This is a genomic window from Algoriphagus hitonicola (genome assembly GCF_900113375.1).
In the GTDB taxonomy this organism is placed as follows: domain Bacteria; phylum Bacteroidota; class Bacteroidia; order Cytophagales; family Cyclobacteriaceae; genus Algoriphagus; species Algoriphagus hitonicola.
In genome coordinates, this window is record NZ_FOPC01000002.1 from 236,727 (window position 1) to 258,411 (window position 21,685).

Genomic DNA, 21,685 nt, shown 5'->3' on the forward strand with positions numbered 1-21,685 from the left:
TTAGGCTACTCCGATCGGCTCCGTCTTTTCTACCCAAAAATTGTTGTACCCTTCTCCGATGATAATAGTCACTTCTGACAGCTGAAGGAGCTCTAAAATGGCCAAAAAGGTATAGATAACAAAGATTTTATCAGGCTTATAACTGATAAAATCGGTAAATGGTACTTTTCTTTTGAAGCTTATTTTTTCCAACACAAAGTCTTTTTGTTGTTCTATGGTATAGGGATACTGAATGACAGTATGTTTTGTTTCCTCGGTTCGGGAGGCCATTTTGGCCATGCACTTTTGAAATACCTTCAATAGCTTGTACAAGTCTACATCTTGAAGCTCAGCATCCACATCGTCAATTTTGCTGAGCGCTTTCAGTTCAGCGGCAATATTACCTCTTTTCTCTTTGACAATTCGGTTTTCCTCCAAAGCTGCCAAATCAGCGACTACCGATTTGTACTTTTTATATTCCAATAAATTCCGAATAAGTTCCTCTCTAGGGTCAATTTCCTCTCCAAGCTGATTTAACTCGGGCCGAGGAAGCAGCATTCGAGATTTAATCTTCATCAGCGTAGCCGCAAAGAGAATAAATTCACTCGCTACCTCGATTTCCATTTGCTCCAGATGATGGAGATAATCGAGGAAATCATTGGTAATCTTGGAGATAGGAATATCGTAAATATCCAGCTCGTCACGCTCTATAAAAAAGAGCATGAGGTCAAAAGGACCCTCAAATAGCGGTAATTTGATTTCGAAACTCAATGGATATCTAAATTAATGGTTAATTTTGTGGCCTTATTGTCAAAGATATTCAATTACTAGAAATAATTGGATTTCAGGTCGGAGAATCGGGGGATTGTACTTAGTTGCTATGCTAACTAAAAAACAAACAATTCTTTGTTAAGTTTATCTTTTCTGACCACAAATCGTAGAAGCGTTCATGTTGATTCAACCCGGAGAATTATTAGCCCAAATAGATAGTCCTGAGGACCTCAAAAAGTTCCCCAAAGATAAATTAGTCCAGATTTGCGATGAGTTGCGCGATTTTATCATAGACAACGTCTCCGTATATGGTGGTCATTTTGGAGCAAGTTTAGGCGTGGTCGAACTCACTGTCGCTCTGCATTATGTACTGAACACTCCAGAAGACCAACTCGTCTGGGACGTGGGTCATCAGGCTTATGGACACAAAATTTTAACCGGTCGGAAAGAAAAATTTCATACCAACCGGATTTTCGGTGGGATCTCCGGTTTTCCGAAAAGAAAAGAAAGCGAATACGATACGTTTGGAGTGGGTCACTCGAGTACTTCCATCTCAGCCGCCTTGGGTATGGCTGTGGCTTCAAAATACAAAAATACGAATATCCAACATGTAGCCGTCATTGGAGATGGATCCATGACAGGAGGGATGGCCTTTGAGGCCATGAATCATGCCGGGGTGAGCGATTCTAATTTGTTGATCATCCTGAATGACAATTGCATGGCCATCGACCCCAATGTAGGGGCTTTGAAGGATTATTTGACTGATATTACCACCTCCCATACGTATAATAAGGCCAAAGATGAGGTCTGGAAAATGCTGGGTAAACTCAGCAAGTTTGGAAGCTCGGCACAGGAAATCATCTCGAAAGTGGAAGGCGCGATCAAATCGGCAGTCCTGAAGCAAAGCAATCTTTTTGAATCGCTTAATCTCCGCTATTTTGGTCCTGTAGACGGCCATGATGTCAATCATCTGGTTGAAGTGCTACGGGATTTGAAGGATATTCCAGGGCCGAAAATTCTACATTGTGTCACCGTAAAAGGCAAAGGCTACGAACCTGCCGAAAAGGGAAACCATACTACTTGGCACGCACCGGGTACTTTTGATAAAGTTAGCGGGGAAATTTATAAGAAATCTCATGGCAAACCTCAGGCACCCAAGTATCAGGATGTCTTCGGCCATACAATAGTCGAACTGGCAAAGGTAGATTCTCGAATTATGGGCGTGACTCCTGCGATGCCATCGGGATCTTCTTTGAACATCATGATGAAAGAAATGCCTGATCGGGCATTTGATGTAGGGATTGCCGAGCAGCATGCGGTGACCTTCTCGGCGGGATTGGCCACGCAAGGCTTAATCCCATTTTGCAATATCTACTCGACATTTATGCAGCGGGCTTATGATCAGGTGATTCATGATGTCTGCCTACAAAATCTACCCGTAGTCTTCTGTCTTGATCGAGCAGGATTTGCTGGGGCAGATGGACCGACTCACCACGGCGCGTATGATTTGGCTTATTTCCGATGTGTGCCCAATCTGGTTGTAGCAGCACCGATGAATGAGGAAGAGCTACGAAATATGATGTATTCTTCTACTCATCATGGAGGTCCCTATTCGATCCGATATCCGAGAGGAAACGGTGTCATGCCGGAGTGGAAGACGGAATTTCAAGCCATCCCAACAGGTCAGGGTAGAATCGTGAAAGAAGGTGAAGAAATAGCTATACTAACCCTAGGTCATATTGGGAATTATGCAGTAGAGGCCTGTGAAAGCCTTGAAAAAGAAGGTTTAAACCCAGCGCATTACGATATGCGATTTGTGAAACCTTTGGATGAGGAATTGCTTCACGAGGTATTTGGAAAATTCAATAAAGTAATCACCGTGGAAGACGGCTGTCTGATGGGTGGTTTTGGTTCGGCCATACTGGAATTTATGGTCGATCATGGCTATCAGGCTCAGGTGAAGCGTTTGGGTATTCCGGACGAGGTCATCGAGCATGGTGAGCAAATCGAACTGCATCGACTTTGTGGATTTGATCCGGAGGGAATTGCCAATGCCGTGCGAAGTATGACTGAAGTGCTCAAAATCAAGTAAAAACCGTGTCTAAAATTCATTTTTTCACCGAAGGAACAGGTCCTGCTGTGATATTGATTCATGGCTATTGTGAGATCGGTATGATGTGGTCAGATTTTGCCAAAGCCCTTTCGGAAGATTTTCAGATTTTTTGTCCTGATTTACCGGGATTTGGAAAAAGCATCCTACCTCATGGGGAAATTTCTCTGGAAGAAACCGCGGTGGTGTTGGAGGAATGGATGGAAGAAAATGCCATTGAAAATCCAATTATTATCGGTCATTCGCTGGGTGGCTATGTGGCTTTGGCACTTTTGGAATTGATGGGAAATAAAATCAAAGGGATTGGACTTTTTCACTCGACGGCATTTGCCGATGATGCAGAGAAAAAGGAAATGCGGAATCGGGCGATTCAATTTTTAAAGAAAAACGGTGTGGAAAAGTTCGTGACTTCCTTTGTTCCACCCTTGTTTTCTGAAGCACATCGGGAGGAGTTTGCCGATGCGATTGATTTGGCAATCGAACAAGCCCGACAATCCACACTCGGGGGATTGATTGCATTCATGGCGGCGATGCGGGACCGCAAGGATCGATTCGAAGTATTGAAAAACTTTCAAGGTCCCAAACTCATGATTGCCGGTACGGAAGACGGGGCGGTCAAAATTGAAGCTAGCCGTCAGCAGAAAACAGCCTTTACCGATTATGTGGAACTCGAAGGCACAGGCCACATGGGAATGATTGAGGAGAAGGAGCGGACTCTGGAGATTGTGCGGGGGTTTTGTGAAAAAACCAGTTTAAAAAGCTAGCCGACAATTATGCATCCATTAATCTTGTTCATTCTTCCCCTTATTTTTATTGGCCTTACTTTTCGTAGTAAACAGCTTGTCCGGGCAATTAAAAATAAAGAGCAGGGCACTATTAAAATTGAGGTTTTGTTTTTCTCTTTGACCTTATTTATGAGTAGTCTGTTAGTCTGGTTTATTGGAAGCCAATTTGAGTAAATTTCTTAATCTAAATGAGAATAAAGTTTAACTTTTAAGTGTCTCTGAAAATCAAAGTCTTCGACAAAACCACTTTGCTCTCCTTCTTGGAGTGCTTTGATCAATTCCCTTTCCTTTTGTTCTTCTGATTCTAAAAGGCGCAAGGCCGCTCGAATTACTTCACTAGCTGAACCATATCGGCCAGAATTCACTTCCTTACGGATGAATTCTTCAAAATGGACACCTAAAGAAATAGATGTGTTTTTTCCCATTTTTCAACTTGTTTAAATTCAAATATACCAAAAATTGGTATTGACTTCAATAAGTAAATATTGAAGTCAAAGTTTCACTTATGGGTTACAAAATTTAAAATTGTCCAAACACCATCCGATCCTTTCCATTCAAATCTTGAATTACCTTCACCTCCGTATAGCCTTTTTGCAGAAGTAAATCCTGGACTTCTTTTCCATAGTCTTCGTGGATTTCGAAGTAAAGTTTTCCCTTTGGTTTTAATGCCTTTTTTCCCAATTCGGCAATTCTCCGGTAAAAAAGCAAGGGATCTTCATCGGGTACAAAAAGTGCCAGTTCCGGCTCAAAATCCAGGACATTGGAATGCATCTTGGCTTTGCCCTTTTCAGGAATATAGGGAGGATTGCTAACCAAAATATCCAAGTCTTGGATTGGAATTTCTTCTTTCAAAATATCCAACTGAATCCAATTCACCTTTGCTTTTAACGCCTTTCCATTTTTCTGAGCAATGGCTAAGGCGGAGGCAGAAACATCCAATCCGTAAACTTCTGCCTCGTTCATTTCCAAAAACAAGGTAATCGGAATACAACCTGTGCCGGTACCAATATCAAGAATCTTAAGACCTGGTTTCGGATTCTCCTTGATGATCAAATGCACCAGTTCCTCGGTTTCATTTCTGGGAATCAAAGTATCCCTGCTCACCTGAAATTCCCTGCCATAGAAAGGAGCTCTACCCAAAATCTGCTGTATGGGCTCTCCGGTTTTCAATCGCTCAAAATCATCTCTCAGTGCCTTGGGAAGGTCTTTTTCCTCCAAAAACCGCATCATATCCACTCGTCTCAAGCCCAAGTGATGCTCTAGCAGCCACTCAATGAGCGCTTGAGCTTCAGCCTGCTCATAAAGCGATAACTGCCCCGCCCATTTTTTGACGAGTGTGGAATAATTAATCATTGTAGCGAATTCTCTTAAGTATTCGTAAAGGTAAACACTAAAGTCGCTTTAAATGAAAAAACTAATTTCACTCTCCTGGATATTATTTCTTCCTTTCATTTCTTATGCTCAGGAAAAACGCAGTGTATTCTTTGAGCTCGACGGTACTTACTGGGAAAAGTCCCTGAGCTATCCACAATTTTTTGCCCCCGAAAAAAATCGATTTGGAAGTGCTAGATTATTTGTAGGCATACCGATTGGTGAGAAATGGGCCATTGGACTGTTGGAGGGACCTAGCGCTACCTATCAGCAGCAGGAAGACGGGAAGCGATATCGAGAAATTTACGGTCCGGAGCCGGATGAGAATGGAAACCCGATTTACATTGGCAACACGACGGAAAATATACCAGTTGGACTACAAAGCGAATTGATTGGTTTTGGTGCATTTATTCAGCGCCAGATCAACTTGGGTGAAAAAACCTCGCTCAACATTAATTTTTACTGAATGAATGAAAGTGGAACCCATGGGCAATTGGAGATTTTTCCAGACTATTCTTACTGGTATTGGTGGCCTTGTCCGAATTGTCTATCGATTGCTCCCGGGCCAATCGTACGGGAAATGGAGCAAAATAACTGGAAAGCGGGCTTGGATTTGGCTTTTGCCTGGTCACTGTCCCCAAAGCTGGACTTGGGTCTGCGAGCCAATTTTTTGGAGTTTCGCAAGCAAAGCCTGAAAAGCGTTCCCAGCTTGACAAATGGCTTGACAATTTATGATCCCAACTATTTATTGGCCGAGGGCTATTTTGGGGATCGTTATGATTTCGGTTCGGCCGTAGCACGGGAAGGAGTTCGGCTTTCCCTGAGCTTTAAGCCCTTTTGATTGGAGGATTCAAAAGACTCGGAAAGAAAACCTACCTTTGTGCAGAAATAGAATCGAATGAAGCTGCATAACAATACCATCCGAGGGGTTCATTCCGCTTTGGAAGCCATTTTTGAAGAGGGACAGTACGCCGATAAGGTGATCGAGCGAACCCTCAAATCCAATCCCAAATGGGGGGCGAGAGATCGCTCTTTTATCGCAGAGACCACTTATGAAATGGTGCGCTGGTGGAGACTGATCAATTACCTCAGTCCCTCAAAAGACTACTGGGATCTTTTTGGCACCTATTGGCTGATGCAGGGAAATGAGCTGCCGCCTTGGGAGGAATTTGCGCGGATTAATCCCGAAAAACTGAAAACCCGCTACGAAGCCTTGGAGAAACCGGCGCTATTGGAGTCGATCCCCGATTGGATGCAGGAATTGGGCGAAAAAGAACTGGGCGATAAATGGGCCCCGGAAATCCACAGTCTCAATGAAGAGGCAGAAGTGGTGCTTCGGGTGAATACACTAAAAATCAACCGGGAGCAACTTAAAAACCGTCTGGCTGCTGATGGTATCCGCACTTACATTGTCAAAGGCTATCCGGATGCCTTGATCCTGGAGGAAAGACAGAATATTTTCAGGAACCCGGCTTTTAAGGAAGGACTTTTTGAGGTTCAGGACGCCTCTTCCCAGTTGGTCGCTGCTGCTTTGGCCGTGGAACCGGGAATGCGCGTAATCGATGCCTGTGCCGGTGCGGGTGGCAAAACCTTACATCTAGCAGCTTTGATGGAGAACAAGGGAAAAATTCTCTCCATGGATCTTGAGGAGTGGAAACTGCAGCAAACCAAGCTCAGGGCACGACGAAACGGAATTGACATCATTGAGCGGAAAGTGATTGAGGGCTCCAAGACTATCAAGCGGCTGAAAGAGTCCGCAGATCGGCTTTTACTGGATGTGCCTTGCTCCGGTATGGGTGTACTCCGCCGAAATCCCGATACCAAGTGGAAACTCAGCCCTGAATCCATTGCCCAAGTGCAGGAAACCCAACAGGAAATATTGCAATCCTATCCCAGCATGCTAAAAAAGGGTGGGCAATTGGTCTATGCGACCTGTAGCATTTTGCCTTCGGAAAATGAGAAGCAAATCGAGAAATTCTTAAATTCCGAAGCCGGAAAGGATTTTGAGTTACTCGAAGAGCAGCGGGTGTTGGCCCATGAAAGTGGATTCGACGGTTTTTATATTGCTAGGTTGATGAAGAAGTAAGGGTCCAAGGCTAATCGAAAAGACACCATTTGCTTTAAGAGTTCAAAAAATGGTCAGTCCGAGTACCCTAAAGACGGGAGTCTAAATGTATGAGTACCCTTCGATTTCGAAACTCCCTTACCTCAAGTGCTCAGAGTGATGAGAACTTGGAGCCTTCTTGATACTGTCCAATCTCTTTGTGCATTTTACAAACAATGAAACTTCAAACAAATATGCTAAAGGTCAACCTAGTACTTAAGCTAGTTTTGGTGACATTTGGATTATTTGCCCAACAAGTTACTGCACAAACTTTAGAATATTCCTTGATCAGTCAATTGCTAGTAGAGAGAGATTGGTGCACTATAAATAATCGATTTATTTCATGGGAATCTCAAGGTTTTGCTGAATATGAAGACTTTAATCCTAAAAAAGCAGATTATGAAGACCTCTTTGCAATTAACCAAAATCTTGTTTTGGATAGTTTAATTGGGCAACCTTATGAAGAAAAAATAGATAGTATAATTTCTTTGAAGAACCGCAATAAAATTAAAAGAAAAGAAATTGATAGTAATTGTAAAAAAGTAAAATTTAACCAAGCAAATACCAGTGTTTTTTATTTTACAAATCCAATTGTCCTGAAAAGCGAACGTGGGGAAATATATGCATTAATCATTGAATCATTTGAAGGAGAAACCATTTATTGTATATACAAACGAATTGAAATGGGTTTTTGGGAAAAAATACATAAAACTATGATTTCTATTGAGTAAAGCTAATTATGCCCCACCTCTATTCAATCTACTTGAATTCCTCAAATTGATTTATTAGATTAATTTTTCCTATCGATTCTAGCAAGTAAAACCAGAATAAGTAACTAAAGATAAATAACTTTTCGATGCAAAATTTTCTAATCGTCCTAAGCTTTATTTTTCTAGTTCAAGGCAAACCGCCTGAGCTCGAATACTCCCTACTCAATCAAGTGGTAGGCGAAAATGGCATAAAATCTATCAACTCCGAGTTTTACAGCCCTAAGAATAAGTTTAGAACCTATAGGGAATTTTCTCTTGCGTTTGAGCAGGATATTTTAGATCCGACCAAGAGCTTCAATCTGGACAGCTTAATTACGAGGCAGCAGATTCGAGCTTTTGAGCAATCCCTGCAAACCGAAAAGCCAAGAAAAGTCAAACCCAAAATGATCCAAGCCCAACTTTCCAAAACGGGTTATCAATTGTCCTTTCCCCTAATTCAGGAAGGGAAAAATGAGGAGATTTATGGGTTGGTATTTGAAAATGTCATGTCTATGGAAAGTGGTGGGGTAATTTTGAAACTCTATCGAAAAGAAGGGAAGAAATGGACCCTACTTCACGAAACCTATGTGGCGATCAGTTGAATTAGAAGCAAACTCACAAAAACACCGAGTTCATCAATTCCCTCAACCAAGGGGAATCTTTTAAAAACAGGAGAATGGGAATAGCCAAAACCTGTACGATCGTCACCAAAACATAGGAGGCATAGATTTTCTTTTCCTTTTGAAAATCCCTGAAAATCAAAAATAAAAGCACCAGTATAATCAGCACCTGATTGCCCACAAAGACATCCGACCAGATAAAGGGTAAGTCGGAGAAACTCTTCGGTTGGAATACCATCAGTAAGGGAACATAGGAAAGGCGCACGGTTGCCGGAGAAAGTACCCAAAAAACCGTCGAGATCATCCACCGGGCATGGGAGGCCGTATTCCTCGCATTCATCACCGCCAATATCACCGAAAGCATAAAGAATCCGATAAAAAGACAATCCAATGACGAAAGGCTGTAGCGGACATCAAACAGCGGACTGGCTTCGGTGGACAGCAGATTTCCTTTGACCATATTTAATCCGGAAGCCGTCACAAATCCAGCCAAGACCAAACCGATCATGCCCACTTTCCGGTGAAGATGAATGGACTTATGCTGATAAATCCAGGGCTGGGCAATCAAAACCAGATACCAAGCCGTAGCTGAGATTCCATGCAAATGCCAATGAAAAGGCATGGTGGTGAATCCCATCCAATACTGGTGAAATCCAGCAAGGGTAAGTACAAATGGCAAAATCAACCAAAGGTGAAGGCGAGGAAAGAGTTTGGTTTTCAAATCTGGATTATTTCAAGATATCAAATGAATTAAAAATTGGATGAAAATAAACTTTATAATCTGAAAAGCAATTGTTTATATATTTTTTTTAATAATACTCAAGTTTTATTATTCAGTGATTTTGGAAGAATCTAGTGTCTTTATTTTATTGACTTTCGAATTTAAACTGACTCAAGTTCTCATAGGGAGATAAAACTGAATACCATTTTTTGAAATAAGCCTGTCAAAAAGGCCCTTTTCTGCTATCTTTGTGGCTTGTTTTGAGGAGGATGCTTGGCATCTCTCCTTTTTCTTCACCTAATCCCTCAAAAAAGGACACTGTGAAAACGTACCAGGAATTCAAACAAGTCGATTATCCACATATCGGAGAGTCGGTTCTTCAATATTGGAAAGAAAATAAAATCTTCGAAAAATCCGTCGCCAACCGAGAGGGAGCGGAAACCTTTACTTTTTTTGAAGGACCGCCTTCCGCCAATGGGACTCCCGGGATTCACCACGTGATGGCTCGCACCCTCAAGGATATTTTTTGTCGATACAAGACGCTCAAAGGCTTTCAGGTAAAGCGCAAGGGAGGCTGGGATACGCATGGACTTCCGGTAGAGCTACAGGTGGAGAAAGAACTCGGTATCACCAAAGAGGATATCGGTAAGAAAATCACCGTCGAGGAATACAACCGCAAATGCCGGGAAACCGTCATGCGCTTCAAAGATGAATGGGATGACTTGACCGAGAAAATCGGCTATTGGGTCGATCTCGACGATCCCTACATCACTTTTGACAGCAAGTACATCGAGACGCTTTGGCACTTGCTCAAGCGACTCTATGACAAGGATCTTTTATACAAAGGATACACCATTCAGCCTTATTCTCCTGCTGCGGGAACAGGGCTAAGTTCTCACGAACTCAATCAGCCCGGAACATACAAGGATGTCAAAGACACCTCCATTACGGCGCAGTTCAAGCTGAAAAATCAGGAAAATACCTACATCCTCGCTTGGACGACTACGCCTTGGACCTTGCCTTCCAATTCCGCACTGGCCATCGGAGAAAACCTGGATTATGTCAAGGTCAAAACCTTCAATCCCTATACCCATGAGCCTGCAAACGTGATTCTGGCAAAAGCACGAATGGGAGCCTACTTGAATCCTAAAGCGGCCGAGCTGAAACTGGAAGATTACCAAGCGGGAGACAAACTCATCCCCTACGAAGTGATCGAGGAGTTTAAAGGAAAAGACATGCTGGGCTGGGAATACGAGCAATTATTTCCTATTGAGGCCTTGAAGCTTCCTCATCCGGCATTTACGGTGGTTTCCGGTGACTATGTGACGACCGAAGACGGTACAGGAATCGTCCACTTGGCCAAGGCCTTTGGTGCGGATGACTTTAGAACCTTGGTTCAAAACAATGTGCCCGGGGTATTTGTCAAAGATGAATTGGGAAATGATATCCCCGTCGTGGACAAGCAGGGAAAATTTATTCCTGTGGTCGGAGAGTATTTAGCCGCCAAAATGCAGGAACATGGAATCACTGCTCACAAAACTTTTGGTACAGATAATTTCTATGTAAAAAACTATACAGATGACGATGAAAGTGCCACTGATTTCAAAAACACAGACATCATCATCTCTATCATTTTAAAAAATGAAAACAAGGCTTTCAAGGTCGAAAAATACGAGCACAGCTATCCTCACTGCTGGCGTACGGACAAGCCCGTCTTGTACTATCCACTAGAAAGCTGGTTTATCAAAACTACCGCTTTCAAAGACCGCCTGGTCGAGCTGAATAAGACCATCAATTGGAAACCGGAAGCTACGGGTACAGGTCGGTTTGGCAACTGGTTAGAAAATCTGGTGGACTGGAACCTCAGCCGTTCCCGATTTTGGGGGACACCGCTTCCGATCTGGAGAACAAGCGACGGCACAGAAGAAAAATGCATAGGATCAATCGATGAACTCCATGCTGAGATCGAAAAATCCGTAGCAGCGGGCTTTATGGCCCAATCGCCTTACAAAGGCAAGGAGCTTGACCTCCACAGGCCCTATGTGGATGATGTGATTTTGATTTCTGACAAAGGCGAAAAGATGTTCCGTGAACCGGACCTGATCGATGTATGGTTTGACTCCGGTGCCATGCCTTATGCACAGTGGCATTATCCTTTTGAAAACGAGGATATTTTCAAAGCCAATTACCCGGCAGATTACATTGCCGAAGGGGTGGACCAAACGAGAGGTTGGTTCTTCACCCTGCATGCGATCGCCGTGATGTTGTTTGACTCGGTCGCTTTCAAAAACGTAATCGCCAATGGTCTTGTCTTGGACAAAAACGGCAACAAAATGTCCAAGCGACTGGGCAATGCCGTGGATCCATTCAAGACGCTGAAAGAATATGGCCCGGATGCCTTGCGTTGGTATATGCTGAGCAATGCCAATCCTTGGGACAACTTAAAATTCAACTTGGACGGAGTTACTGAAGTACAGCGTAGATTCTTTGGAACCCTTCAAAACACCTATAATTTCTTTGCCCTTTACGCCAATTTGGATGCTTTTGTCTATGATAAATCCAAGTCGGTTCCAGTCAGTGAGCGTGCCGAGTTGGATCAGTGGATCATCTCCAAGCTTCAATCCCTCATTGCCGAGGTAGAGGAATCTATGGATAATTACGATGCGACCAAGGCTACCCGTGCAATAATGAGCTTTACGGTGGATCAGCTCTCCAATTGGTATGTGCGCCTAGCGAGAAAGCGATTCTGGAGAGGCGATATGAATGCGGATAAGCAGGCTGCCTACGAGACTCTTTATGAGTGCTTGCTTAGCCTGACACAGTTGATGTCTTCTTTTGCGCCTTTCTATGCAGATTGGTTGTACAAAAATCTATCGGAAGCCGGTCAGAGTGGTGGAGAATCCGTTCACTTGACGGATTGGGTATCTGCTGATCAGTCAATGATCAACCAAGATTTGGAAACCAGCATGGACTTGGCCCAAACTATTTCATCCTTGGTACATTCCCTCCGTAAAAAGGAAAAGCTAAAAGTACGTCAACCCCTTCAACGAATTTTGATTCCGGTTTTGAGCAAAAAAGCCCAAACCCAAATCGAGCACGTGGAAGAGCTGATTAAAAGTGAAGTCAACATCAAAGCGATCGAATACATTGATGATGCCTCGGGCATCTTGGTAAAAGAGGTCAAGCCAAACTTGCCGGTTTTAGGCAAGAAATATGGTCCTAAAATGCGTTTTGTCGCTTCAGCAATCAAATCTTGGGGACAGGATGAAATTAATCAAATCGAGCGCGACGGAAATATTGCCATTGATGTAGAAGGAAAGGCAGTTCAGATTCTATTGGATGAGGTGTTGATCTCCTCTCAGGATATCCCGGGATGGTCGGTGGCTTCAGATGCTGGTGTAACTGTGGCCTTGGATGTCACCTTGACTGATGAGCTCAGACAAGAGGGAATCGCCAGAGATCTGGTCAACAGAATACAGAATCTCCGCAAGGAAATGGGGCTAGAAGTTCAGGATAAAATCTCGATTGCAATCGCCGAAGGAAATCCTTTGGTCGAGGCAGCCGTATCTGCATTTGGCAACTATATCCAATCCGAAACCCAAGCCCGGGCTCTAGAGGTAAAGGCGCTCAATGGTGAGGGCAGCTTGTTGGACATGGATGATTTCGAACTCGCCGTTTTGGTACAGAAAGCTTAATGGCATACTTATAAAAATGAAAAACTTCCTCAAATATTTTGGCATCACCTTTTTGGTCATTTTCATCGATCAAGTGGTAAAAATGCTGGTTCATTTCCAAATGGATTTCGGTACGCCGGGTCAGATCCCCGTTTTTGGAGATTGGTTTAAGCTACACTACACCACCAATCCCGGGATGGCCTTTGGGATGGAATTGGGAACAGAATATGGCAAAATGCTACTCACCTCATTTAGATTAGTAGCGATGATGGGTATTGGGTATTACCTATATTATATAATAAAGAAAAAAAATCATACAGTATATATTATATGTATAGCGATGATTTTGGGTGGTGCTATAGGAAATCTAATTGATTCTGTATTTTATGGAGTTTGGTTAAATAATGCTCCCTATAATGCCCCGACTCCATGGTTTCATGGGCAGGTGGTGGATATGTTTTATTTTGATATTTGGGAGGGATATGTTCCAAGTTGGATTCCGCTTTGGGGAGGTTCCTACACGGCACTATGGCCTATTTTCAATGTTGCCGATGCCGCCATTTTCATAGGAGTAGCGATTATATTGGTATTTCAAAGTCGTTTTTTTCCGGAAAAAAACTCGGATGAAGACCAAGAAGCCAAGGATAAAGCGGCATTGCTTACCAAGGACTAATCAAAACCCTAATCAAATCTCCGATCAAAAACAGGTCGGAGATTTTTATTGGGCTAAAAAGTCTGCATTTTTTTAAATCCAAAGGGTATTTTTAGTAACTTTCACGCTAATTACCTTATTCACAATCCTTAAAACTTTATTCAGGAGGAAATTTACCCCATTCTTTCTCCTGATTTTATTTATTCCCTCATTATGATTGTAGATGCTGAAAAGCCCTTTCAAATCGTTTATTCTATTTTTAGCCACGAATATCTAGGTCTCTTAATCGAATCCTTTGTAGTTCAAATCGACGACAAGGGACGTCTTTCCTATGCCTATCAAAATATCAGCTCTGCCAATGCCAAGGAGTTTGATTCGGGACTGGACAAGCGAGACTATGAACTCATCAAAATGATGGATGCGATGCAGCCCGATTTGCTCATCAAGCCTCATATCAAACGAAAAAATCTCCGACCAAAGGAATACTTGGAGCGCGTTTTTGACCCTAAAACAGAAGATTTAAAACTTCAGGAATTATTGGAAAAAGGGCTGGAGATGCGTCGTGCCAAAATTCTCCCTTTGCTGATCGGTAAGCGCCTTTTTGAAATGGGTTCGGATGGCAACCCGACCTGGCGTGAGATCACCGTAAATCCAATCGGAGCGTCGATTATGTTTCACTTTTATCGCAATGAGGAGAATACTCACTATTTCCCAACCATAAAATATCAAGGTGAAAAAGTAGAATGGCAATATAAAGGAGGCTACCTGATCTGTAAAGATCCAGCGTGGCTGATTGTCAATCAACAGCTTTTTCATTTTGAAAAAGAAGTGGACGGAAGAAAGCTTCTGCCCTTTCTCAACAAAAAATTTATTGTCATTGACAAAAAAATGGAGCCTACCTACTTCAGGAAATTCATGGCTCCCCTACTGACCCAGTATGATGTGGATGCGAGGGGTTTTAAAATTGATACGGCTAGAGGAACTCCGCAGGTTTTACTGACGATTCAGGATTTGCCGGGTAATGCTAACCGGGATCTCTTTGGAGAGGAGTCAGAAGGAGAAAAAGAAGAGTTTATGGTGTTTGAGCTTCGGTTTCAATACGGTGAAAACGACTTTCCAATTGAAACTGGGAAAGATGAATCTGCCGGAAAGTCCGTATCACTTGTCGAAAAGGACGGGGATTTTATTTTCAAAAAAACGATTCGAAGTCTGCAGAAAGAGAAATCATTTGGAAAGGTACTGAATGACCTCGGTCTGCCAGTGCGTGAGGGAAAAGTCTCCTGGTCAAAGACCAAAGCTTTTGAGTGGATTTCGGATCATGAAGAAGAACTGGAAGCCAAAAAGATAAAAATCGTCCAACGAAAAAATCCCGCCGGAAAGGTTTACCACATCGGCAAAGCTCAAATCACCATTGAGGTCAATGAAAACATCGACTGGTTTGATGTCAAAGCCATGATCAAATTCGGAATCTATCTGGTCCCTTTTGCCAAAATCCGAAGTATGATCCTGAGTGGCAAGACGGAATTCGAATTACCAAACGGAGAAACTGCCGTCATTCCTGCATCTTGGTATGTGAATTATGGGGAGATTTTCTCTTTTATGGAGGAGGGCAGTACCACGGATCAGATCATCATGCGAAAGCATCATATCGCCTTAGCCAAGCAATTAGAAGAAGGAAATTTAGTTCAGCTCACCTTGAGTCGGAAATTGGAGCAATTGCGTGACTTTGAAAGTATCGAGGATTATAAGCTTCCCGAATATTTTGAGGGCACGCTCCGTCCTTATCAAAAAGCCGGATACAATTGGCTTCGGTTTCTAAACGAGTTTCGGTTTGGAGGTTGCCTTGCCGATGATATGGGCTTGGGTAAGACGGTACAGACGTTGGCCTTACTGGCTTACGAAAAGCAAGAAAGCCCAGGATTCACTTCCCTATTGGTCATGCCGACTTCGCTGATTTACAATTGGGAATTGGAGGCTAGGAAATTTGCACCCGAACTCAAAATTTTGGTGTATTCGGGCACACAGCGGATCAAAGATCCCTGGAAATTCCGGGACTATGATTTGGTCTTGACCTCCTATGGAATTACCCGTCTGGACGTGAATATTTTGAAGGATTTTTACTTCAATTATATCATTCTGGACGAATCCCAGGCGATCAAAAACCCCAATAGCAACATTGCTTTAGCTGTCAATAAGCTCAAGAGTAAACAAAAACTCATCCTTACCGGTACGCCAGTCGAAAACGGCACCATGGACCTTTGGTCTCAGATGAATTTTATCAATACCGGATTATTGGGCAATCAGAATTCCTTTAAAAAGAATTTTCTTCAGCCAATCGAAAAACAAAACGATAAAGACAAAGCTGTCAAACTGAATGCTCTGATCAAACCCTTTATCCTTCGCCGTCTCAAAACCCAAGTGGCCACAGACCTTCCGGAGAAAATCACCAATGTGAAATATTCTGCGATGACTCCGGCACAAGAAAAAGTGTACGAGGAGGTCAAGACCTACTATCGGGAAAAAATCATCGGAGAACTCAGCGTGGCAGGACGGGGATCTCAGCAGTTTACCTTGCTCCGCGGTCTCACCCAACTCCGCCAAATTGCCAATCACCCCAAACTGGTACGGGAAGACTACGAGGGTGATTCAGGTAAGTTGGAGGACGTGACCTATATGCTGCAATCGACGATCTCGGAAGGGCACAAAGTCCTCGTGTTTAGCCAATTTGTCCGACATTTGGCCATCATCAAAAGATACTTGGAAGAAGAGGGTATTCCTTATGCCTACCTTGATGGCTCCACCAAAGACCGACAAGCACAAGTGGAAAAATTCCAAGAGCAAGATGAGGTTAAGGTATTTTTAATATCACTCAAGGCAGGAGGCGTAGGTCTCAACTTGACCAAAGCCGAGTATGTTTTCTTGCTAGATCCGTGGTGGAATCCTGCCGTCGAAGCCCAAGCCATCGACCGGGCACACCGGATCGGACAGGAAAACAAGGTGATCATTTACAAATTCATTTCGAGGGATTCGGTCGAGGAGAAAATCATGGCCCTTCAAAACCGCAAACTTGCGCTTGCAGGAGAGCTGATTTCCACCGAAGAAAGCTTTATGAAAAGTCTAGATCAGCAGGATATTGCGGCACTTTTGGATTAAATCTCTGTAAAGAGATAAAAAGGGTGGGGATGACATATTCTCACCCTTTTTTATTGGCTTGATTTTCAACTGGATAAAGCCTGTTGATATTTATTTAATCATAATTTATTGTTAAATCTTAGCTAATGGATGGGATATTTTTCTAAATTAAACCAACACGATACCACTAAATACCTACCTGCACATGCCTAGAGCCAAAGCCGATAAAGATCGGAAAATCTTTGTGCTGGACACCTCGGTGATCCTGTACGCCCACAACTCCATTATGAACTTTGCCGAGCACGACGTGGTCATTCCGATTACCGTGCTGGAGGAACTCGATCAGTTCAAAAAAGGCAATGACACCAAAAACTTTGAGGCTCGCGAATTTATCCGATTGCTGGATAAACTATCCATGGACCACATGATTCACGAGTGGACGCCGCTTAACGGAAAAACGAAGGGAAACTTCAAAGTATTAATGAATCCCGAAAATAAGGTCAATGCCAATGTGATTTTTGGAGAGGAAAAAAATGACCATAAAATCCTCAATGCAGCACTTTATCTCAAAGAAAACGAGAAAAACCGGAAGGTCATTCTGGTCTCAAAAGATATCAATCTCAGACTGAAAGCCAAATCCCTAGAAATTCTTGCCGAAGACTACGAAACTGGCAAAATCAAAAATATCAATGAGCTCGAAAACACCGGGAAATACATTTTGGAAAATGTGGATCCAAAGTCCATCAACATGCTTTATGACTCGGGATATATCGATGCTAAGGAAATACTCGGTACCCGAAAACGAAAAGCCAATGCTTATTACATTTTGAAAAGCGACAAGAATTCCGTGTTGGCTTTTTACAATCCGGAAGAAAATATTCTGGAGCGGGTAGACAAAAAGTTGGCCTACAATATCAAGCCTAAAAATGCCGAGCAGACCTTTGCCTTGCATGCCATCACCAATCCCAATATCCGATTGGTGTCGATTCAGGGCGTGGCCGGAACAGGAAAAACCCTTTTGGCTCTAGCCGGAGCACTGGAACAGCGAAGAGAATACAAGCAGGTATTCTTGGCAAGGCCCATTGTTCCTCTTTCCAATAAAGACATCGGCTACTTGCCTGGAGACATCAAATCCAAGCTCAATCCCTACATGGAGCCGCTTTGGGACAATCTGAAATTCATCCAAAATCAATACAAAGAGACTGATAAGGAATACCAGAAAATCACTGAATTGGTAAATCAGGAGAAGCTGGTCATTCAGCCCTTGGCCTATATCCGTGGGCGATCACTTTCCAATATTTTCTTTATTGTGGATGAGGCGCAAAACCTGACTCCTCATGAAATCAAGACCATTATTTCACGGGCAGGAGAAAATACCAAGATCGTCTTTACGGGAGATGTTCATCAGATTGATACGCCTTATTTGGATTCACAATCTAACGGTCTGTCTTACCTGATCGACCGAGTCAAAGACCATCCCCTCTATGCTCATATTAAACTAGAAAAAGGAGAAAGATCGGATTTGGCGAATCTGGCGAATGAATTGTTGTAAAATCTTTTGTTATAAAAAAAGCTGTCTAGAGACAGCTTTTTACTTTTTTTTGCTTTCCAAAATTACGCTAATATTTTTTTTAAAATTTCCAAAAACTTGTAACCCAAAACTCCACACTATTTCGTCCGCCACTGATAGAATAGCGTACGATTACGAACAGTATTTCTTGGTAAAACCCCCTTTATTTTTATTTTTGGGGCTTTTTTGACTTTGGTCGCCTTTTGGCATATAGACTTGGTACAAAACGAAACCAACATTATTTAATGCCATGAATACTTCAATCTTCACACAAAAAAACGTCTGTGCAGCACTCGGATTGGCTATGGCAATGACTATCGTAATCAAAGCAAAATCTGAAGCCAATCTTGCACAACATACTGCCCGATTTGAAACTACTAAACCAACTTCACAGATCGGAATAGATTCAGAAAACGGTCCTGAAATTCTTCAGGTAAACATCTACAAAAATTAAAAGTCCCGGAAATCCGGGACTTCTTAAAGAAAACCTCGTAAGGGTTAATTTGGTTGATTGTTTGGTAAATAAAAGAGGTGGGCTTTGCTCACCTTTTTTTTATTTAATCAACTTTCCGTAATAGTATTCAATTTAGCCAGAAAGCTGTTGTAATACTGTCTCCCGACCTGAACAATTGCTCCTTTTTTTAGGGTGATTTCTTTGGTATTGAAGCTTTCGATCTGACCGAGATACACGATAAAAGATTTTTGAACCCGCAAAAACAAATTAGAAGGCAAAATCTCTTCGATTTCTTTCATGGATTTTCTGATATGGTAATCCCGGTTTTTGGTGAATATAGTCACCATATTTCCATTGGCCTCGATGTAATAAATCTCTTCGTAAGGCACTCGCTCGAAAGCATTATCTGCTTTGATAAAGACCGCATCAGTCACCAAGAAAGGACTCTCGGTTGGGGATTTGACGACGGCCGTCTCTGTGCTAGGCTTTGTCCGCTTATTGTAAAGAACAATCTCTACAATCGCATGAATGTCATTGGTGTTAAATGGCTTTACGATAAAGCCGGCTGGATTGATCCGCTTGGCCCGCTCGATAATAGTCGGGTCAGAATAGGAGGTGACAAAAACCAAGGGAACGTCAAACATCTGATGGATAATTTCTCCCAGTTCGATCCCGTCCTTATCCCCTTTCAGTTTGATGTCCATGAAAATCAGATCCGGTCTGGTCTTCTTGATAATCTTGATACATTGATTGGCGGAATTGGCTATATCAATATTTTCAAAGCCTAAGATTTCAAGAATTTCCTGGATGTTTTCCGCAATACTGGGATCATCCTCGACGATTAGGATGCGCTCTTCTTTCATAAGTTGCTAGCAGTCAATGCTTTTTAGTGAATAATGCGTAAGTGGTATATATTTCTTACTTCAATTATACACTAATTATACAATTAATTCCTGAAAATCAAATGCTTTTTTTTAGGTATGAAATCTAACATCAGCTAATTCACCATAAAATGGGCGGTCATCATCCATCAGATTGGCCATGCAGAATTTCACTAGCCTTAAGAATAAGGCAGTATAACCTTAAAAATCAATTGGAAAGTCAATGAAAGATTAAAGGCTCATCATTTCCTTAAATCGGGCAGCTTGTCTTCGGCTCACTTCGATCCGATCGCCTCCTTTGAGGGTCACGACTAAGCCTCCGTTAAACCAAGGTTCGATTCCTTCTACCCAACCTAAGTTGACGATATGCTTTCTGCTAGCTCGGAAAAAAGACTTTTCGTCCAACCGCTCATCCAGTGCATTCAGCGATTTGTGAATCATGGGCTTCACATTGTCAAAATAGACTTTGATGTAGTTTCCATCAGATTCAAACAAGCGAACATTGGCTAGTCTTACAAACCAGCATCGGTCTCCGTCTTTGACAAAAACCTGATCGTCCAAGGTCAGCTTTTTATTGGAATAGGACGAGGAAAAATCTTCCTGTTTGGCTGAAGCTTCAATTTTGCCAGAGAGTCTCTGAATTGCCTCTTCGAGTCGCTTTGGCTCAATCGGCTTGAGCAAATAGTCTAGGGCGTTTACCTGAAATGCTTTTAGAGCGTACTCGTCATAAGCGGTGGTGAATATTACATGGGGAACATTGTCGAGTTCTTCCAAGAGATCAAATCCGGTTTTCTCGGGCATTTGAATGTCCAAAAAGATCACATCCGGGTTTAGTTGCTCAATTTTTTCCTTGGCATCTTCTACATTGACCGCCTCTCCGACGACTTCGACAGATTCCAATTGGTTAAGAAGGGTGATCAGCTCTTTCCTTGCTAATCGTTCATCGTCAATTACAATGGCTCGCATAGTTGTTCTTTTTGTTAGTCTAAAGTTACTCTTTGTTTCGGGATTTTAATTTCTGTAATCACAAATTGATTTCCTGAATTGAAAATTCTGAAACTTGCCTTGTCTCCATAGATTAGTTTTAATCGCTGGACTGTATTGCTCAATCCATGGCCTCCACTCGGTTTGGGTTTGAGACTGGGCGGTGCCTGGAGATGTCCACTATTTCTGACCTGAATATACAGATCATCTTCCAATCCTTCCCGACATTTGATTTCAATCAGGCCGCCTTTTACTAGATTGGATATGCCATGTTTGATCGCATTTTCGACGATGGTTTGTAGCATCATCGGGGGGATTTTATAGCTATATGCCTCGTCTTCAATTTGATAGTCTACCTGCAGTCGCTCCTCAAAGCGAATGGACTCAAGAGTCAAATAATCCTTTACCGTATTGAGCTCATCTTCGAAATCGATGGTCTGCTTCCTGTCCATCATCAGTGAAAACCGCAGAATATTGGAAATGCGGGTGATGGCACTTTTGGCTTTGTCCGGATCTTCATCGACTAAGGCACGGACACTATTCAATGCATTGAAAATAAAATGGGGGTTCAATTGACTCTTCAGATGATTGAGTCGGATCTGATTGATCTTAGCCTCGTATTTCAGCGAATTATTATAATTATCCAGAAAATGGAAAAGGAAATAAAGCAAGAACCAAATCGAATAAAAAAGAAAAGCAATAAAGAGATTGGCCAAAATCACCAAAACCTTGAAATCCCGCTCTACATTGAAGGTGTCAAAGGCGACATTAATAAGGATTTCTACCACCACATTGACAAAACTCATCGCCAAAATCGCCAAAAGAGACTGGAAGACCAGCTGAGAAATCGCCAACTTAAACCAATCGTAAGTTTTGACAATAAACCGGATAAAATGAGTAGACAAGAGATAAAAAAGGGCCAACAGAATAAATGCAATTACCTGAACCTGAGTGATTCCCCGGGGAGACAGATACGCAAAAACAATATTGACGCACGCAATACTGCCCCAGCCGAGGATTTGCAATGTCCAATAAAGGCTAATTCTGTTCATAGAAATGCAATTTACACAAGCCTTTCACTCTTGAGTTGAGGAATTTGATAAAAGGACTTAAGAACTGATTTTAGCC

At 42.4% G+C, this 21,685-nt stretch carries 19 protein-coding genes; 12 read left to right on the forward strand and 7 right to left on the reverse strand.

Annotated features, from left to right (window positions below):
• A complete protein-coding gene (locus tag BM043_RS03770; RefSeq protein ID WP_092788978.1) occupies positions 1-750 on the reverse strand; it encodes a segregation and condensation protein A in 750 nt (249 codons plus the stop codon).
• Positions 751-928: 178 nt separating this feature from the next.
• Between BM043_RS03770 and dxs the strand changes: the two genes are divergently transcribed.
• Together dxs and BM043_RS03780 are read left to right on the forward strand one after the other, a co-directional pair.
• Positions 929-2,842: a 1-deoxy-D-xylulose-5-phosphate synthase gene (gene dxs, locus BM043_RS03775; protein WP_092788980.1), complete on the forward strand. Its 1,914-nt coding sequence runs from the start codon at positions 929-931 to the stop codon at positions 2,840-2,842.
• Between the two features lie 5 nt (positions 2,843-2,847).
• Positions 2,848-3,624, forward strand: a complete 777-nt coding sequence (locus BM043_RS03780; protein ID WP_092788982.1) for an alpha/beta fold hydrolase — start codon at positions 2,848-2,850, stop codon at positions 3,622-3,624.
• 200 nt (positions 3,625-3,824) lie between these two features.
• On the opposite strand, the gene BM043_RS03790 is transcribed toward BM043_RS03780, so the two are convergent.
• Entirely contained in the window at positions 3,825-4,070 is a 246-nt protein-coding gene (locus tag BM043_RS03790; RefSeq protein WP_092788986.1) for a type II toxin-antitoxin system ParD family antitoxin, read from the reverse strand.
• Between the two features lie 94 nt (positions 4,071-4,164).
• Positions 4,165-4,998 (reverse strand): peptide chain release factor N(5)-glutamine methyltransferase, encoded by an 834-nt coding sequence (gene prmC, locus BM043_RS03795; protein ID WP_092788988.1) that lies wholly within the window; start codon positions 4,996-4,998, stop codon positions 4,165-4,167.
• A gap of 52 nt (positions 4,999-5,050) precedes the next feature.
• Between prmC and BM043_RS03800 the strand changes: the two genes are divergently transcribed.
• From BM043_RS03800 to BM043_RS03820, 5 genes are all read left to right on the forward strand, one after another.
• Complete coding sequence (locus BM043_RS03800) at positions 5,051-5,482, forward strand: hypothetical protein (protein WP_092788990.1); 432 nt, start codon at positions 5,051-5,053, stop codon at positions 5,480-5,482.
• A complete protein-coding gene (locus tag BM043_RS03805) occupies positions 5,483-5,857 on the forward strand; it encodes a hypothetical protein (protein ID WP_092788992.1) in 375 nt (124 codons plus the stop codon).
• Between the two features lie 57 nt (positions 5,858-5,914).
• Positions 5,915-7,102: an RsmB/NOP family class I SAM-dependent RNA methyltransferase gene (locus BM043_RS03810; protein ID WP_092788994.1), complete on the forward strand. Its 1,188-nt coding sequence runs from the start codon at positions 5,915-5,917 to the stop codon at positions 7,100-7,102.
• Between the two features lie 194 nt (positions 7,103-7,296).
• Positions 7,297-7,851 carry a hypothetical protein gene (locus BM043_RS03815; RefSeq protein WP_092788996.1) on the forward strand — a complete coding sequence of 185 codons (555 nt, stop codon included), beginning with the start codon at positions 7,297-7,299 and terminating at the stop codon, positions 7,849-7,851.
• Between the two features lie 125 nt (positions 7,852-7,976).
• Positions 7,977-8,471 carry a hypothetical protein gene (locus BM043_RS03820; protein WP_092788998.1) on the forward strand — a complete coding sequence of 165 codons (495 nt, stop codon included), beginning with the start codon at positions 7,977-7,979 and terminating at the stop codon, positions 8,469-8,471.
• A gap of 13 nt (positions 8,472-8,484) precedes the next feature.
• Here BM043_RS03820 and BM043_RS03825 read toward each other — a convergent pair whose 3' ends face one another.
• Positions 8,485-9,210 carry a hypothetical protein gene (locus BM043_RS03825; RefSeq protein ID WP_092789000.1) on the reverse strand — a complete coding sequence of 242 codons (726 nt, stop codon included), beginning with the start codon at positions 9,208-9,210 and terminating at the stop codon, positions 8,485-8,487.
• Positions 9,211-9,530: 320 nt separating this feature from the next.
• On the opposite strand from BM043_RS03825, the gene ileS reads away from it, so the two are divergent.
• From ileS to BM043_RS03850, 5 genes are all read left to right on the forward strand, one after another.
• Complete coding sequence (ileS, locus tag BM043_RS03830; RefSeq protein ID WP_092789364.1) at positions 9,531-12,905, forward strand: isoleucine--tRNA ligase; 3,375 nt, start codon at positions 9,531-9,533, stop codon at positions 12,903-12,905.
• A gap of 16 nt (positions 12,906-12,921) precedes the next feature.
• A complete protein-coding gene (locus BM043_RS03835; RefSeq protein ID WP_092789002.1) occupies positions 12,922-13,557 on the forward strand; it encodes a lipoprotein signal peptidase in 636 nt (211 codons plus the stop codon).
• Positions 13,558-13,749: 192 nt separating this feature from the next.
• Positions 13,750-16,689, forward strand: coding sequence for a DEAD/DEAH box helicase (locus BM043_RS03840; protein WP_092789004.1), 2,940 nt, complete (start codon positions 13,750-13,752; stop codon positions 16,687-16,689).
• Positions 16,690-16,873: 184 nt separating this feature from the next.
• Positions 16,874-18,220, forward strand: a complete 1,347-nt coding sequence (locus BM043_RS03845; protein ID WP_092789006.1) for a PhoH family protein — start codon at positions 16,874-16,876, stop codon at positions 18,218-18,220.
• 268 nt (positions 18,221-18,488) lie between these two features.
• Entirely contained in the window at positions 18,489-18,692 is a 204-nt protein-coding gene (locus BM043_RS03850; RefSeq protein WP_092789008.1) for a hypothetical protein, read from the forward strand.
• A gap of 107 nt (positions 18,693-18,799) precedes the next feature.
• On the opposite strand, the gene BM043_RS03855 is transcribed toward BM043_RS03850, so the two are convergent.
• The 3 genes from BM043_RS03855 to BM043_RS03865 form a co-directional block, all read right to left on the reverse strand.
• Positions 18,800-19,555, reverse strand: a complete 756-nt coding sequence (locus BM043_RS03855) for a LytR/AlgR family response regulator transcription factor (RefSeq protein ID WP_092789010.1) — start codon at positions 19,553-19,555, stop codon at positions 18,800-18,802.
• A gap of 249 nt (positions 19,556-19,804) precedes the next feature.
• Positions 19,805-20,539, reverse strand: coding sequence for a LytR/AlgR family response regulator transcription factor (locus BM043_RS03860; protein WP_092789012.1), 735 nt, complete (start codon positions 20,537-20,539; stop codon positions 19,805-19,807).
• A 14-nt stretch (positions 20,540-20,553) separates the two neighbouring features.
• Positions 20,554-21,609 (reverse strand): sensor histidine kinase, encoded by a 1,056-nt coding sequence (locus BM043_RS03865; protein ID WP_092789014.1) that lies wholly within the window; start codon positions 21,607-21,609, stop codon positions 20,554-20,556.
• Between the last annotated feature and the right edge of the window lie 76 nt (positions 21,610-21,685).